The sequence below is a fragment of the Paenibacillus sp. FSL H3-0333 genome (assembly GCF_038002805.1).
Lineage (GTDB): Bacteria > Bacillota > Bacilli > Paenibacillales > Paenibacillaceae > Paenibacillus_AQ > Paenibacillus_AQ silagei.
On the sequence record NZ_JBBODG010000001.1, the window covers coordinates 229,755 to 243,651 of the forward strand.

Below are 13,897 nucleotides of genomic sequence, written 5' to 3' on the forward strand. Positions count from 1 at the left end.
AATGGAGACGATACGGCTGCTTCAGCAGGCGATTGATTACGTAGAGCAGAATCTGCATAACGCCATCGGCGTCGAGGATATTGCCGGAGCGGCGATGACCTCGAAGTACCATTTTCAGCGGATGTTCCATGCCTTGACAGGGTTCACTGTTACCGAATATGTACGTAACCGGAGGCTCACACTGGCGGCGGAAGAGTTGGCGGGAACAGACGGCAAGGTAATCGACATTGCGCTGAAATACGGGTACGAGACGCCTGAAGCCTTCGCCCGAGCGTTTCAGCGGGTGCATGGAGTGACGCCCAATATGGCGAAGAAAAAGAACGTGAAGCTCAAATCGTTCTCCCGCCTCTCCTTTCAAATTCAGATCAAAGGAGAAAGCGAAATGAACTACAGGATGGTTGAAGAGAAGGGCTACGGCGTCATGGGGCAGGAGGTTATTATCCACCAGGATGCTTATACTGAAATCCCTGCGTTCGTAGAGAAAATCTGGAACGATGGGACGCATGACCGGATTAACGAAATTGCCGGTAGACCTGCGGGCTCGCTGCTTTTTGGCTATTATTATGACTTCCGTGAGGATGGGACCAAGCGGTATCTGATGGGAATGGAACTGCCGGAAGGACAGAAGGTGCCGGAAGATCTGGTGAATCTGACTATACCCGACCAGACCTATGCTGTATTCGATTGTCTGGATAAAGTACCAAATGACCCGGAGCTGGGGTCGGAGATTAAGAATGTGTGGCGGCGGATCTATTCGGAATGGTTCCCGTCGTCAGGCTTTGAGCAGGTAGAAGGGCCTTGCATTGAGAAATACTTCTGGACGAATGATGAGCACGATGAATGTATTTGCGAGGTATGGATTCCTGTGGTAAAGAAATAAAATACAACATTCCCTATAAGCCCTCTACCAGCCATAAAGGCATCTGGAGGGCTTTTTTGAGGGCCAGGGTAACGGATTGTTAACCTCTCAATACTCACGTTATAATCAATATATACAAATTACTGGAAGGGAATGATTGGTATATGTCTTCATTAAAAAGGTGGCTTCCTGCCTGTTGCATTATGCTGTTAATGCTTATGCTTCCCAACGTTATTCTGGCAGCCCCTGCTTCCAGCCCCGCCCAGCCAACCACAAGACCTATACAGGTGAACATCAATGGTGCTTTTATCTCTGCTGATAGAAGTCCTTTTATACAGTCTGGCCGAACGATGATTCCCATCCGCACGCTTGCTTCCCTGGGGCTCCAATATTCATGGGACGCTACCCGCCATACGGTCACGATCACGAATTCCTCTAATGACCACTTTGAAATGACTCAGGGGCAATCGATTGCTTATAAGAATGGCGAGCCTGTACAGATGGATAGTGAAGCCAATAATTACAACGGGCGAATCATGGTTCCCGCAAAGTTTGTCAGTGAGGCATTTGGATACAGTGTGTACTATGAAAAGATAAGGGAGATCATCTTCATTCAATCCAAGAATTTCACTCCTGATGCCCAGGCTATCCATTCAGCAGATCTTAAGCAGGCCCGCCTGGCGGCCATTTCGTTGCCGGTGCGCTACGCTTTTAAACCCGGTACAAGTGTACAAAGTGATCAATCCCATTACTACTCGTATGCCTTTGCCTCAAAGGACGCCACCCGTTATGCCTACAGCAATGGAGAAATAACCACAGTGGTTGAGATTGCAGGCACAACAGCCACAGCCATATGGCAGGCTTCGGAGGCAGATATCCCCGGTTATCCTGCTACTACATTCGGCGGTGTGCAGCCAGCGTATATTTCCGATCTGTTTCAGGATTCTTTTAGCTACAACAACGGTGTATATAGCGGTTATCGCACGCTTAGCGACGGGACTGTAACAACATTTAAATTTCCCGGCCTCTCTTATACGGAGCTGATCCGGGCCATCCCGGAGTAAGGAACTTATATGCCAAAGTTAGCGCCTGGGAAAAGGGTGTACCGGTCCAGATATTTCGCAGTGTCCGGTACCCTTTTCACGGACTTGATTTTCCCCTGCCCAAAAATAAAATTCCACCGCTCCACCTTCACCTTGTACTCATCTTCTGCAGTCACTCTCTGGACAATCCGCACGGTTAAGGTGCTGTCTGTACTTGCGACAGGCTTCATATCAATAATGGTTGCCATATTATACGTTCCCGCCGGGAAGCTCTCGTTATAGAGGTCCGTCTTGAAATCAGGCGTAACTGTATCGAGCACTTCCTGATGATCCCGTTCGTCATACGCCATAATCCATCTGTATGCCAAATTCCGGTTCCCTACATAAGCTACGCTGCTGCCTTCCAGTCCGAAATTCGGATCAGAATCCACATACACAATCTTACTTTTATTGTCCCACTGAATACTGGCGTCAAATCCTTCTGCAACGGCCCGGATCGGGACATATACGGTACCATTAATAATCTTAGGCTGCGTCTGAGTTTTCACTTGATTACCATTTACGATTATTTTGGGAGCTACTGTTGCGGCAAAGGCTCCTGCACTAAACACTAGGGTCAAGGCTAATCCTGATAGGCCAATTTTCAATAGTTTTTTCATTTTTAATCTCCCCATGGATGATAGATTTCTATCTTAGACGCCACTCAAGCGTATTTGTTTCTATAAAATCAATATTATGTAATTATTTGCTCCGGTTTTCGCTTGCCCATTCTAAGCGTTTTCTCTCACCGATCGCATGTATGGATCACATTGTTGCACATTTTGCAGGATTCTTCTAAGAATGTTACGTGCTACGGTACATTGTTGCATCATTTGCAGGAATTCCGGTGTTTAAAGCAAGTTAGCGCTGGCTTTGTTGCATTTTATGCAGGATTTCAGCTTCTGGCGCTTCTATGGGGCAGTATTGCTGCACTTCTTGCAGGATTTCTCTACCTGGATTTCCCTACAATGTACGGTCTGCGGAGCATGGGACCCTCTCCCTCTTCGCCGTAATACATCGTATTCGGTTTTTTTATATACATTTCATTTACTCTTCATTCAGATGATTCAAAAAAAGCCCCCGGAGCAGCCCTAACGCTGTCCGGAGGTTCTAATTAACATAGAACTTAATCGCTCTTAACATGAATTAATTACGTTGTTATCCGATGTTTAACCCGCTGCCTTCTGAGCATTAGCATCTATAAGTCCCTCTGCGGCCGGAGGGTTCTTTTTCTTCATGTAGTCGGAATAGTAAGCTGTGATGACCGGGACGAGAATGGAGGTAACGATCACGGATGCGGCTACCAGCGCTGTAGCGGACTGGGCGGCCGGCAGGAATTCGGGCTTCATGTTCGCTACCAGCATAGGGTTGGCGACCGCAGCACCTGCGGTACTGGAAGCGGCCAGTCCTGCAGTTCCGTTGCCGCGGCCAATGAACTTGTCAGCCAGAATCAGCGGGATACCGGTAATAATGATAACGACAATACCAAGCAGAATACCGAGCAGGCCAGTGTCAACGATTACGCCAAGGTCGATCGAGCTGCCCAGAGCGAAGCCGAAGAAGGGAATGAGCGTCTGAGTAGCTCGGCCGAAGTAGGCGCGCAGATCATGATCCAGGTTCCCCAAGATGAACCCGACGAGGAACGGCAGGACAGCGCCAACGAAGAGATGCGGTTCAAATACAGCCACACCGGTGCTGCCCAGAATGAGCATGGTTACGAGCGGCCCGGATTCGAGTGACATCAGCACGAAGGCACCGGACTCTTCCTTGGTCCCATACTGCTGCATAATGGAAGCGTACAGCCCGCCGTTGGTCATATCCATAGCGGAGATGATGGCGAGGACCGACAGTCCGGCGAAGAAGCCGGTTTGCACCCCACCCTCGGGCAGGAACTGGATAGCGATCAGGGCAACAACCCAGGCCACGGCGATCTTGGTCAATACCAGCGTACCGGATTTACGCAATACGGTTCCGGTAGCTCTGACATCGATCGCGGCTCCCATACAGAAGAACCACACGGCCAGAATCGGTACGGTGCCGGTCATCAGGCCTTTGGTGAACCCTCCGAAATATTCGCCCGCATCAGGAAAAGCAGTGTGAATGATCGCTCCCAGAAACAGTGGAATGAGCATCATTCCGCCGGGAATCCGATCCAGTGTCTTTTTGATTTTCATATGATTACCCTACCCTTCTTACTCGTGATGAGTGTGTATGTTCTACTTGCGGCTTAGTCCAAGCTCCGGAATCATGGCGGCGAACAGATCATCGCTCTCCTTGAGCTGCTTCGCAAAGGCTTTGCCGTCCTTCACCAGCAGCCCCAGCCCGTTCGAATTCATATATTCGCGGAATTCCCTGTCTTCGGTCCCTTTGATAAATGCCCCTGCCAATACCTCCGCAATCGCATCCGGCGTATCCTTCGGTACAGCCAGTCCCCTCCATGTTCCCGTGAAGTTCACATGAATGCCGGTCTGCTCTTCCAGGGTCGGCACATCCGGCAGCGCCTCTGAGCGCTTATCGGCATTGACTGCCAATATCCGCAGCTTCCCTTCATCCACATACTTCTTCACCTCGGCGGGACTGACTGGTACCGCATCCACGAATCCGTCCATTAAGGCGGAGACGGCCGGCCCTGCACCTTCAAAGGGAATATGCGCGAACTTCACACCGGTCTCCCGCTCCAACGTTACGGCGGCCAAGTGCCAAATGCTCCCCGTTCCTGCGTTTCCCATTTTCAATTCCTCTGGATGCGCTTTCGCAAAGTCGAGAAATTCATTGACGTCCTGCCATGGCGCGTCCTGTCTTACGGTGATGGCGGAAGGATCAAAATTCGTCTGAGCGATCGGTTTGAATCTCTCATAGGTAATCGGCAATAATCCCAGATGCGGAAGAATGGTCAGCTCGGCCGGCAAAAAAGTAACGGTATAGCCGTCTCCCTTGGCATTCGCGCCTTCCATCAGTCCTACGGAGCCTCCGCCGCCGGTGCGGTTAACCACAATTACCGGCTGGCCCAGCACCTTCTCTGTCGCGGTGGCGAGCGCTCGCGCGGTGGCGTCCGTTCCTCCTCCTGCGGCGTAGGGCACAAGCAGTGTGATTGGCCGTCCGGGATAATCTGTGCCGGCAGTCTCCCGGCCCGGGCCGCCTCCCCCAGGAATCCCGATTCTAAGCATCAACAGGACCAGAGCTGCTACAGCCGCTGTCCAGAGTCCTATTTGAGTCGATCGTTTCAAATCCATCCCTCTTCTCTAATATAGAAGTAATCGGGCAGCCTGCAGATGCTTGATGCCTAGCCTTGCGCCCGTGCCCTCACCCCCGTTTTCTTTGAGTATCAGCAGCCTGCCATGAAGGATGTGAAAGTTTTCTCAAATAGAACTTTATCGCAACCGGGGGTATTCCTTCAATCGCATAATCTTATTCCGAATCCTCAGAAACGCCGGAATGGCGCGGTTTTGGCCGATCTGCATACTCCTTGGAAGATTTGCTGCTCTCCCTGAACTTGCCGGGTGTGGTCGATTTAATCTTGCGGAAGACCCGGATGAAGCTGTTCTCATTCTGATAACCCACCTGCTGGGCAATGTCGGCAATTCTCAGACTGCTGTCCTGCAGCAGCTCGCAGGCTCTATTGATTCTCAAGTTGGTCAGATAGTCATAGACGGTAGTTCCGGTCTCTTCCTTGAAGATGGTGCTCACCGAGGATACCCCCATGTTCACATGGGAGGCGATATCAGACAGCCCGATATTGAATTGCAGATTCTCCTTCATATACTCTATAAGATTCTGAACCAGCAGGAACTCCTTCGATTGCCGGTGCGCCCCGAAGGCGTCCGATAGCTGAACCGCTATGCTGCACAGCATCTGCTCAATCTCATTAAGCTCCATCGTTGTCACCTGATGCCAGGTGTAGTCAGCCAGCTCCGCAGGCACCGGGTATCCCCCGGCAGCCGCCATATGCAGAATCTCCTCCAGCAGGTCATTTAGCGAGCGGAATACTTTTTGCGGCTGAATTCCCCGCTTGCGGGTCTCGGCAATCCCTCTGCGGATCCAATCCTGTGCAGCGGCGGCATCAGATGCTCTCAGGGCGTTCAGCATTTCCTGCTTCCATAGCTCATCTGCTGCCCCGCTGCTCTCTTCATATTTGTTCTCTGCGCGGGAATAGACCCGTACATGGGAATACCCTTCATATAACCGGTAGGAGAGCGCAGTCTGCGCCTCTAAGTAGGACTGGGCGATATGGGTAATTGAGCCCGCTTGTTCACCGATGCCAACGGACACCGCAATCTTCAGCACATCGAGCATGGCAGCCGCCAGCCGCCGGGCATCTGCATACAGCTCCTGCTCCTCTCCGCCTGCCGCCTGTAACAGGATGACGAGACTGTCCTGCTGCGGTGCAGCGACCACGGTCCGCCAGGAAGCTTCGCAGATTTCATAGGCCATATTAATCATCGCGTATTTGAGCAGCATTTGATCCTCTTCCTTAAAGCCCGCGGACCACTCGGTATGCCGGTCTATGGATAAGACCAGCAGCTCGAACGGACCTTCCTTCCAACCGGTAAAGTAGTGCTCAAACCGGGTCTGTGTCTCCTGTGTGCCGATACTCCGCGTGATCAGGTCCTGCAGGAATTTGGAGCGCAGCTCCGGGAGACTCCAGTCCGCCACCAGCGATTTACTGCGGAAATCACCGACCAGCTTGCCGATGACCGGCTCCAGATCGTACAGTCCGCCCTGCCCGGCTGCCTTCTGCTCAGGAAGCAGCAGCTTGTTAATCCGTTTGAGCGGCCGGAAGGCGGCAAAATTGTAATAATACATGGCAGCGAGACCTACGGCGATGGAGATCAGTGACAGCATCAGCATCATATTCCGCGCAATCTTCACATTTTTGAGCAGCTGCTCCATGGGTACGAGCGAGAGCAGGCGCCAGCCGGTCACATTGGAGAAGGTCTGATTCGCCATGTAGGCCTGGCCTCCGATAGTGACATGAGCAAAGGGACTGACATCGATGTCCTCCAGCACCTTTCCCAGCTCCGCCTGCGGGAACGGAAGATTCAGCTTGGGGTAGATCAGCTCTCCTTCCAGGTTATAGACGAGCTGGTAGCTGGAGAGATGGGTGTACATTTTGGAGAACAGCGTATCGTAATCCAGATCAATCAGCACGGCACCGGCCACTTCGCCGTTCACCACCACCGGCCGGGCGAGCGATAACAGCTCAGTATCACCGGGGCGGGAACCGGGGCCGGTATACAGCCTTCTTTTGATCAAAAGCGGCTTCTCCTTCATTCCCCCGATCCAGGACTCCCACTCATGCTCAGGCGCCTCCCCCCAGGATGGAACATAGCCGTAGCGGCTGGAGAGCACAGACCGGTCCTTGAATTTGACCACGCTGATCGCGTGTACATCCGGCTCTGTCGCCAGCGCCTTAAGGTATTCCTGCGCCGTTGCGGCTCTGCCTCGGTTATCCGCCTCAGACGCATCGATATAGCTCAGTACAGCGGGATGGAAGGACAGATCCACTGCCTTGTTGTCGGATTCCCGGAAGGCCCGGTTCGTAACATCTACATTAATCTGCAGCAGTTCAATATTCGGTGTATTCAGCTCGGTGTCCAGTGCATTACGGTACTCTCTATAGGAGAATAGACCAATCATAGTAATCAGAAGGGATACCCCGGCTGTCAGCATCAGGATTAGACGGTTCTGTTTGTTGTGCAGCAGGTATTTCATTTTAAATCGCAGCATTGCTTAAGCTTCATCCTTCCAGCGGTTGCTCATAGGTTTAGATTTCAGATTAGCATGTTCCCCTAATTTTTCAATATGGGGCATATCATACCTGCCAGGATTTCAGACTTTTCCGGGATACGCTATACAATAATGATATAATGGAACGATGGATTCACCCAATCTGCTACAGGAGAACGATAGCGATGCAGTCAAACTATATCATGGATGCTGCCGGGTGGGATAAGCTCATCTCGGAGGTTGCCCATTCTTTCGATGATCTGACCCTGAAACGGGGATTTCAATATTATAAGCAGCAGCGCGTGCAGGCCTTCAGAATGGTCACGCCGTACAGAATCATGGCGCTGGTCGAAGGGCGGGAGGATTATGCGGTCTCCATTGACCTGGACGATCTGCAGGAGAGCCATTGCGATTGCCCTGTATCCGGGATGTGCAAGCATATGGCGGCTGTGCTGATGCAATACGCCGAGGAACAGGAGCGGCCTGTGCATTCCATCGCGAACGCCAAGGCGCTGATTGACCAGCCCAAGCTTCATTCTGCTCCGGCATCCGCTGTTCCGGGACGGCGCGGGGAACAACTGAAGAAGCTGGCCGCCCTGATTCCTGAGGCTACGGTGCAGCAGTGGCGAGAATACATGGCGCTGCTGGTGGAGCCGCTTGCTCATACGGTGCGCAACCCGCAGTATGCCGACCGGGCGCTCGCCGCCATCACAGGGGGCCAGCCCAAGCTGCCTCCCGCTGCCGCCATGCTGTTCAAGCTCCATGCTCATCTCTGTGTGCTGGAGAGCCTGATCCGGCCTGGCGGACAGCCGCTCTCGGCCAACCTCTCCTCCCTTGGTTATTCTGTGGGCTACTACACTTCTATTGCGATTTCCGAGCTGCAAAAGCATATTACAGACCTGATGCAGCGGGCGCTGCCGCTGGCAGAGGCCCCTGAGGAGTGGCCGAGAGTCTACGATACGATTGCCTATCTGCGGAGCGAGATGCTGACGGAGGCCCGCGACCGCGCCAGAGAACAGCCTTATTTCTCTGCTTGTTACAGCCTGCTGTGGATCAACTGGATTACCCCGAATCTAAGCGGACCGGAGCTGTACACCAAAGAGCTGAAGGAGCTGCAACAAGCCGGAGAAGGGCTAAGCGCCGCTGCTCCCCGCCACGCCCTGCTGCTGGCCGAGAGCCGGATGTACGCTCTGCTTCATGAGGATGCTGCGGCTATAGAGAAGCTGCACACAGCGTCCGAACGGCCCGGGCTGCACCCGGAGGAGCTGATGAGCTTCCTGCCTCCGCTGGCCGAAGCCGGCCAGTGGAGACGCCTGGCCCTGTGGCTGGCCGCGCTCGGCCCGCTGCTGAACAGCCGAATGTACAATCTGCTGGATTATGCGGGCTACTGGGATGAGGCGGTGCGCCGCCTGCCCGAAGCGGAGCCGCAGATGTGGGATACGCTGTCCGGTATGCTGCCGCTGTCCCGCGAGATCTATGAAGCCCAGCTGCTTGCCTACGGCAAATGGCAGGAATGGATGGATATGCAGATCTCCTCCGGCCATCAGCCTTCCGACTTCCGGGTGAGCGACCTGCAGCCGATTGAGAAGAATGCGCCGGAGCTGCTCCTGCCGTTCTATCATCAGGCGGTGGAGCGCTTCGTGCTGGAGAAGAACCGGCACAGCTACAAAGCGGCCGTGAAGCTGCTGAAGCGGCTCGCCAAGCTGTACAAAAAACTAAAACGTGAAGCACGCTGGGAAGTGTTCCTGGACGGATTCACAGATAGACACAGCCGCCTGCGCGCCCTCCAGGAGGAGCTGCGGAAAGGAAAACTGATTCCATGAATATACAGATGCGCAATATTACCGTCCAGCTCGCCCTTACCCAGTATGGCGATGCGCTGATCTACGGTGTGGATGACCGGGATGATTATATGCCCGGTGTCCAGCTCAAGCAGAAGCTGTTCGCCTGGCATGAGGAATCCTTCTACGGTACGGAGCTCAGCACCTCGAAGGCCGATGAGGTCGAGCTGGTGGTGCTGCCTGCCGAGCAGGTCCTGCCGTTCTTTGCGGACCTGCGGCTGCTCCGGCATGTCGGCTGGAGCTGGCAGGGCGATGCCCAGCTGCTGACCCGGCTGGCCCCGCTGCTGGCCGGAATGCTGGAGGCCCGTCAGTATGCCCCGAGCTTCGCAGCCTACCGTGAAGGCCAGCTCCGCTGGGCCTGGACGGAGCAGGCGCTTGCGGAAGCCGCCGAGGCAGACTGGGACGATGCGGCCGCGCTGCATCGTCTTCAGGAGCGCAGCGGGTTCGCCGAAGGGCTGCAGGCCGCCTTCTCGGCGGCGGTCTTCCAGCGGCACTACAGCACCGAGGCGCAGGCCGGTGATCTGCGCAGTGAATTCCCGCTGCTGTTCAGCGCAGGCGGGAGAAGCGCAGCCGGTATGGACGAGGACAGCTGGCTGATGTCCATCGGCTGGAAGGCAGACACCGCGCCGTTCCGGCCGGTGCTGCAGCTGCTTGAGCCTGACGATGAGCTGCCGCACTGGCGGCTCCAGCTGCTCCTCCAGGACAAGCGCGACGTGTCCGCGCTTGTGCCGCTGCGGCTCACCGGGGACGGCGAGCCGCATGGCACTTGGCCCGCAGCGTGGACAGCGCATGTCCACGAGCGCGCGGGCGGGTGGCTGTCACGGCTGCGTGACAGCCTTCCGGAGCACATCGGGCGCGGCGCCGATGTGCTGGCAGAACCGCTCGGCGACGAGGTCGCGTGGCGGTTCCTTACGGCCGACAGCCGCGCTCTGCTGGAGGCGGGCTGGCAGGTGCTGCTGCCGGCGTGGTGGGAAGCCGCCAGCCGCAGGAAGCCGCGCCTGCGCGCGAAGATCAGCTCCGGCACGGCTGAGGGCAGCCGCGGGCAGTCGCTGTTCGGCCTGGATGCGCTCGTCGATTTCGACTGGCGCATCTCCATCGGCGACGCCGACCTGACCGAGGCGGAGTTCGCCGACCTCGTAGCGCGCGGGGAACGCCTCGTCCAGTTCCGCGGCAAGTGGATTCCGCTGGACCCTGCGCTGCTGGCGCAGATTCAGCGGGCCATGGCCGGGATGGACAAGTCGCGCGGCTTGTCCTTCCAGGATGTGCTGCAGCTGCAGCTGCTGAACGAAGGTGCAGACGGCGATTCGGAGGAAGCGGAAGCGCAGCGTGCCGAGGAAGAAGCGGTCCGCGTCCGGCTGGAGGTCGAACTGAACGAGCACCTCTTGAAGCTGATCGGCCAGCTTGGGCAGCGCAGCCAGTGGCCGAAGCCGGAGGTGCCGGCCGGTCTGCATGCCGAGCTTCGAAGCTACCAGCATGAGGGCTTCGCCTGGCTGGTCTTCCTCCGCCGCTTCGGGCTGGGCGCTTGCCTGGCCGATGACATGGGGCTTGGCAAGACGGTGCAGCTGATCTCCTACCTGCTCCATCTGAAGGAGCAGGAGGAGGAAGCCGCAGCTTCCGGCGCCCCCGTGGCCCGGCGGCAGACCGAGCCGGCCGGCTGGCCTTCGCTGATTATCTGTCCGACCTCCGTGCTGGGCAACTGGCAGAAGGAGCTGCAGCGCTTCGCGCCTTCCCTGAACGTGATGCTTCACTATGGAAGCCGGCGGCTGGATGCCGGATATTTCTACGGCGCAGCTTCGCAGGCAGATGTTGTGCTTACCTCTTACGCTACCGCTGCACTGGACCAGGAGCTGCTGAAGCAGTTCACTTGGGCAACCGTGTGCCTGGACGAAGCACAGAATATCAAGAACGCCGGAACGAAGCAGTCCGCCGCCGTACGCAGCTTCCCGGCCTTGCACCGGATCGCCCTGACTGGTACGCCGATTGAGAACAGGCTGTCCGAGCTGTGGTCGATTTACGATTTCATTACACCTGGTTATCTGGGCAGCCCGAAAGGGTTCCAGGACCGGTTCGCAAATGCTATTGAGAAGGAGCGCAATGCCGAGCGGACCGCTGATTTGCAGCGGCTGGTCAAGCCGTTCATGCTGCGCCGCAAGAAGAAGGACCCGGCGATCCAGCTTGATCTCCCGGATAAAAATGAGATGAAGACCTACATTAACCTGACGGCCGAGCAGGCCGCACTCTACGATCAGAACGTGAACAGCCTGCTTGAACGGATGCAGAAGCTGGAGGGTATCGAACGCAAGGGGGCCATTCTCGCCGCCTTGACCAGCCTGAAGCAGCTCTGTGACCATCCGATGCTGCTGACCAAGGAGGCACTGCCTGAGCCGGAAGACGGCAGCGCTCTGGACACCACCTCCTTGATCGAACGCTCCGCCAAGCTGGAACGGCTGCTCGCGATGGTGCGCGAGCTGCGCGAGGAGAACGAGCGCTGCCTGATCTTCACCCAGTATGTAGGCATGGGTAAAATGCTCCAGGCCGTACTTCAGCAGGAGCTTCAGGAACCGGTGCTGTACCTGAACGGCAGCACGCCGAAGAGCACGCGCGACCGCATGATTGAGCGGTTCCAGGCTCCCCCGCTGCCTGCGGGCGAAGCCGCTGCAGATGCAGCCGCCGGAGCACAGCCGTCCGATCAGCCGAATGTATTCATCCTCTCGCTCAAAGCGGGCGGAGTCGGCCTCAACCTGACGGCCGCCAACCATGTGTTCCATTTCGACCGCTGGTGGAATCCGGCGGTGGAGAATCAGGCTACGGACCGCGCCTACCGCATGGGCCAGACCCGGGATGTACAGGTGCATAAGTTCATCTCGCTCGGCACGCTGGAGGAGAAGATTGACGAGATGCTGGAGAGCAAGCAGCAGCTCAGCGACAACGTCATCTCCGGCTCCGAGGGCTGGATCACCGAGCTGTCCACAGACGCGCTGAAGGATCTGTTCACGCTGCGCCGGGAATGGGTGGGATAACCCGCCGCTGTGGAGATCCCCCTGCTTCGGCTATCTTTTATCTGCAACAGGTCTGTCTTCGGTCTGTTACCAGTCAGCCAGCGTGGCATTACTGGACCTTCACCCTTCAGCCTTCACCATTGCTCAGACATTCTGAAGGTGGCCGCCACATTGTCCTCCCCGGCAAGCGAGCTGACCACCAGCGTGACCGGCACTTGCTGAAGATCGTAGGCGAGCCGCTGATTCAGCAGATTCACCGCCACATTCTGGTATGCTCCGGATATGCCGGAGCCGATGCCTTGCGTCAGCACCCGTCCGCCGGTGACTGCTGTACAGGTATAGTTCACCAGCAGCGCTGTTTCAGTGACAGGGATAGCCGTAGTCGGCGTAGGGTAATTCACAAAAGCTCCATTCACAGTCCCCCCGGCTATCACCTTATAGCGGATAGGGGTGGAGGCCAGAATCTCCAGCCCGTCTGGAACGATCTCGGCGGCCACTGCTTCAGGAACGGCGATCGTGGTGCTTCTGCGGAAGCTGATGGCTGCGGTGTCGCTGCTCGTTACGGGGATATTGTTACGAAACTCTGAGGTAATCCGGCTAAGCGCCATGGGCTGCAGGGTAACGGGACTCCAGAGCCCGCTGCTGTCCACAAGGAAGATCCGCACCCGTACCTGCTCCTGGGAGTAGGAGATATTGAATTGGAAAAAATTCTGCGTAATATTATACGTTTTGGTCACAACCTCCCGATAGTTCGACTCGAACAACTCCTGCGCGAACAGCGTTGAGGGACTTACATCGTTGTTGTAACCAGTCAAATAGACCGTTCCCTGGGCAATCCCATTGTTTACTACCTTCACTACTGCCTGACTGATGTGTCCTGCTCCCGGGGTAGGGTTCTTTGTTAACATATTGGTTGTCAGTATAGGCATAATTATCACCCTCCGTTAGAGCTGTATTCAATAGGATATGCAGATGAAATTGGAAGTTTCTGGTCTGTTTACAGGCCATGGCAGTTGTCAATTCACAGACACTGTGCTAAAATCAATGTAACTTTTTTAGAACGGAGGGTTGCGTGTGATAGACTATATCCGGATTCGCACTTTGCGCGGCTAATTATTTCCCATAGCGCGAAAGCTCTGCCTTGTGCAGAGGACTCAGGATAAGTCTGTCCATAACACGTAACCCATAGCATACACCTGTTAATCCGCAACCCGTACACTGATTCCCGGAACCGGTACACTGTGCCCAATAAGGCCTGTATCCGCTCCGCCAGAATCTGTGTTTACCGGGAGGATTAGCTCTATATCTTTTTAAGTTGCCGGGGCCCTTGCCCTTGCCGCTTGAACCTTCATGGTGTCTATGGCAAGCATGGCCGTATAGCTGCTCCCG

General features: G+C 55.6%; 9 protein-coding genes. 4 read left to right on the top strand and 5 right to left on the bottom strand.

What is annotated here, in order from left to right; all coding sequences use genetic code 11:
• Position 1 precedes the first annotated feature (1 nt).
• Positions 2 to 880, top strand: a complete 879-nt coding sequence (locus tag MHH78_RS00975) for an AraC family transcriptional regulator (RefSeq protein ID WP_341166354.1) — start codon at positions 2 to 4, stop codon at positions 878 to 880.
• 197 nt (positions 881 to 1,077) lie between these two features.
• Positions 1,078 to 1,923 carry a copper amine oxidase N-terminal domain-containing protein gene (locus MHH78_RS00980; RefSeq protein WP_341166355.1) on the top strand — a complete coding sequence of 282 codons (846 nt, stop codon included), beginning with the start codon at positions 1,078 to 1,080 and terminating at the stop codon, positions 1,921 to 1,923.
• Positions 1,924 to 1,928: 5 nt separating this feature from the next.
• Here the strand turns inward: MHH78_RS00980 and MHH78_RS00985 are convergent, their stop codons facing one another.
• The 4 genes from MHH78_RS00985 to MHH78_RS01000 all read right to left on the bottom strand — a co-directional run bounded on the left by MHH78_RS00985 (position 1,929) and on the right by MHH78_RS01000 (position 7,668).
• Positions 1,929 to 2,561, bottom strand: a complete 633-nt coding sequence (locus tag MHH78_RS00985; protein WP_341166356.1) for a copper amine oxidase N-terminal domain-containing protein — start codon at positions 2,559 to 2,561, stop codon at positions 1,929 to 1,931.
• Between the two features lie 549 nt (positions 2,562 to 3,110).
• A complete protein-coding gene (gene kdgT / locus MHH78_RS00990) occupies positions 3,111 to 4,115 on the bottom strand; it encodes a 2-keto-3-deoxygluconate transporter (protein WP_341166357.1) in 1,005 nt (334 codons plus the stop codon).
• Between the two features lie 42 nt (positions 4,116 to 4,157).
• Positions 4,158 to 5,108, bottom strand: a complete 951-nt coding sequence (locus tag MHH78_RS00995; RefSeq protein ID WP_341170258.1) for a tripartite tricarboxylate transporter substrate binding protein — start codon at positions 5,106 to 5,108, stop codon at positions 4,158 to 4,160.
• Between the two features lie 241 nt (positions 5,109 to 5,349).
• Positions 5,350 to 7,668, bottom strand: a complete 2,319-nt coding sequence (locus MHH78_RS01000) for a helix-turn-helix domain-containing protein (protein ID WP_341166358.1) — start codon at positions 7,666 to 7,668, stop codon at positions 5,350 to 5,352.
• A gap of 185 nt (positions 7,669 to 7,853) precedes the next feature.
• On the opposite strand from MHH78_RS01000, the gene MHH78_RS01005 reads away from it, so the two are divergent.
• Together MHH78_RS01005 and MHH78_RS01010 are read left to right on the top strand one after the other, a co-directional pair.
• On the top strand, positions 7,854 to 9,491 hold the full coding sequence (locus MHH78_RS01005; protein WP_076077344.1) for an SWIM zinc finger family protein: 1,638 nt from the start codon (positions 7,854 to 7,856) through the stop codon (positions 9,489 to 9,491).
• The gene (locus tag MHH78_RS01010; RefSeq protein WP_341166359.1) at positions 9,488 to 12,529 is read left to right on the top strand and encodes a DEAD/DEAH box helicase; all 3,042 of its coding nucleotides are present in this window, start codon (positions 9,488 to 9,490) and stop codon (positions 12,527 to 12,529) included. The genes MHH78_RS01005 and MHH78_RS01010 overlap by 4 nt, the downstream gene beginning before the upstream one ends.
• Positions 12,530 to 12,642: 113 nt before the next feature.
• On the opposite strand, the gene MHH78_RS01015 is transcribed toward MHH78_RS01010, so the two are convergent.
• The gene (locus MHH78_RS01015; RefSeq protein WP_341166360.1) at positions 12,643 to 13,437 is read right to left on the bottom strand and encodes a hypothetical protein; all 795 of its coding nucleotides are present in this window, start codon (positions 13,435 to 13,437) and stop codon (positions 12,643 to 12,645) included.
• Positions 13,438 to 13,897 lie beyond the last annotated feature (460 nt).

Excerpts from the sequence above, each read along its gene's own strand:
- MHH78_RS01015 (WP_341166360.1), bottom strand. The coding sequence starts at position 13,437 with ATGCCTATACTGACAACCAATATGTTAACAAAGAACCCTACCCCGGGA.
- MHH78_RS00980 (WP_341166355.1), top strand. The coding sequence starts at position 1,078 with ATGCTTCCCAACGTTATTCTGGCAGCCCCTGCTTCCAGCCCCGCCCAG.
- MHH78_RS00975 (WP_341166354.1), top strand. The coding sequence starts at position 2 with ATGGAGACGATACGGCTGCTTCAGCAGGCGATTGATTACGTAGAGCAG.
- MHH78_RS00995 (WP_341170258.1), bottom strand. The coding sequence starts at position 5,108 with ATGCTTAGAATCGGGATTCCTGGGGGAGGCGGCCCGGGCCGGGAGACT.
- kdgT (WP_341166357.1), bottom strand. The coding sequence starts at position 4,115 with ATGAAAATCAAAAAGACACTGGATCGGATTCCCGGCGGAATGATGCTC.
- MHH78_RS01005 (WP_076077344.1), top strand. The coding sequence starts at position 7,854 with ATGCAGTCAAACTATATCATGGATGCTGCCGGGTGGGATAAGCTCATC.
- MHH78_RS01010 (WP_341166359.1), top strand. The coding sequence starts at position 9,488 with ATGAATATACAGATGCGCAATATTACCGTCCAGCTCGCCCTTACCCAG.
- MHH78_RS00985 (WP_341166356.1), bottom strand. The coding sequence starts at position 2,561 with ATGAAAAAACTATTGAAAATTGGCCTATCAGGATTAGCCTTGACCCTA.
- MHH78_RS01000 (WP_341166358.1), bottom strand. The coding sequence starts at position 7,668 with ATGCTGCGATTTAAAATGAAATACCTGCTGCACAACAAACAGAACCGT.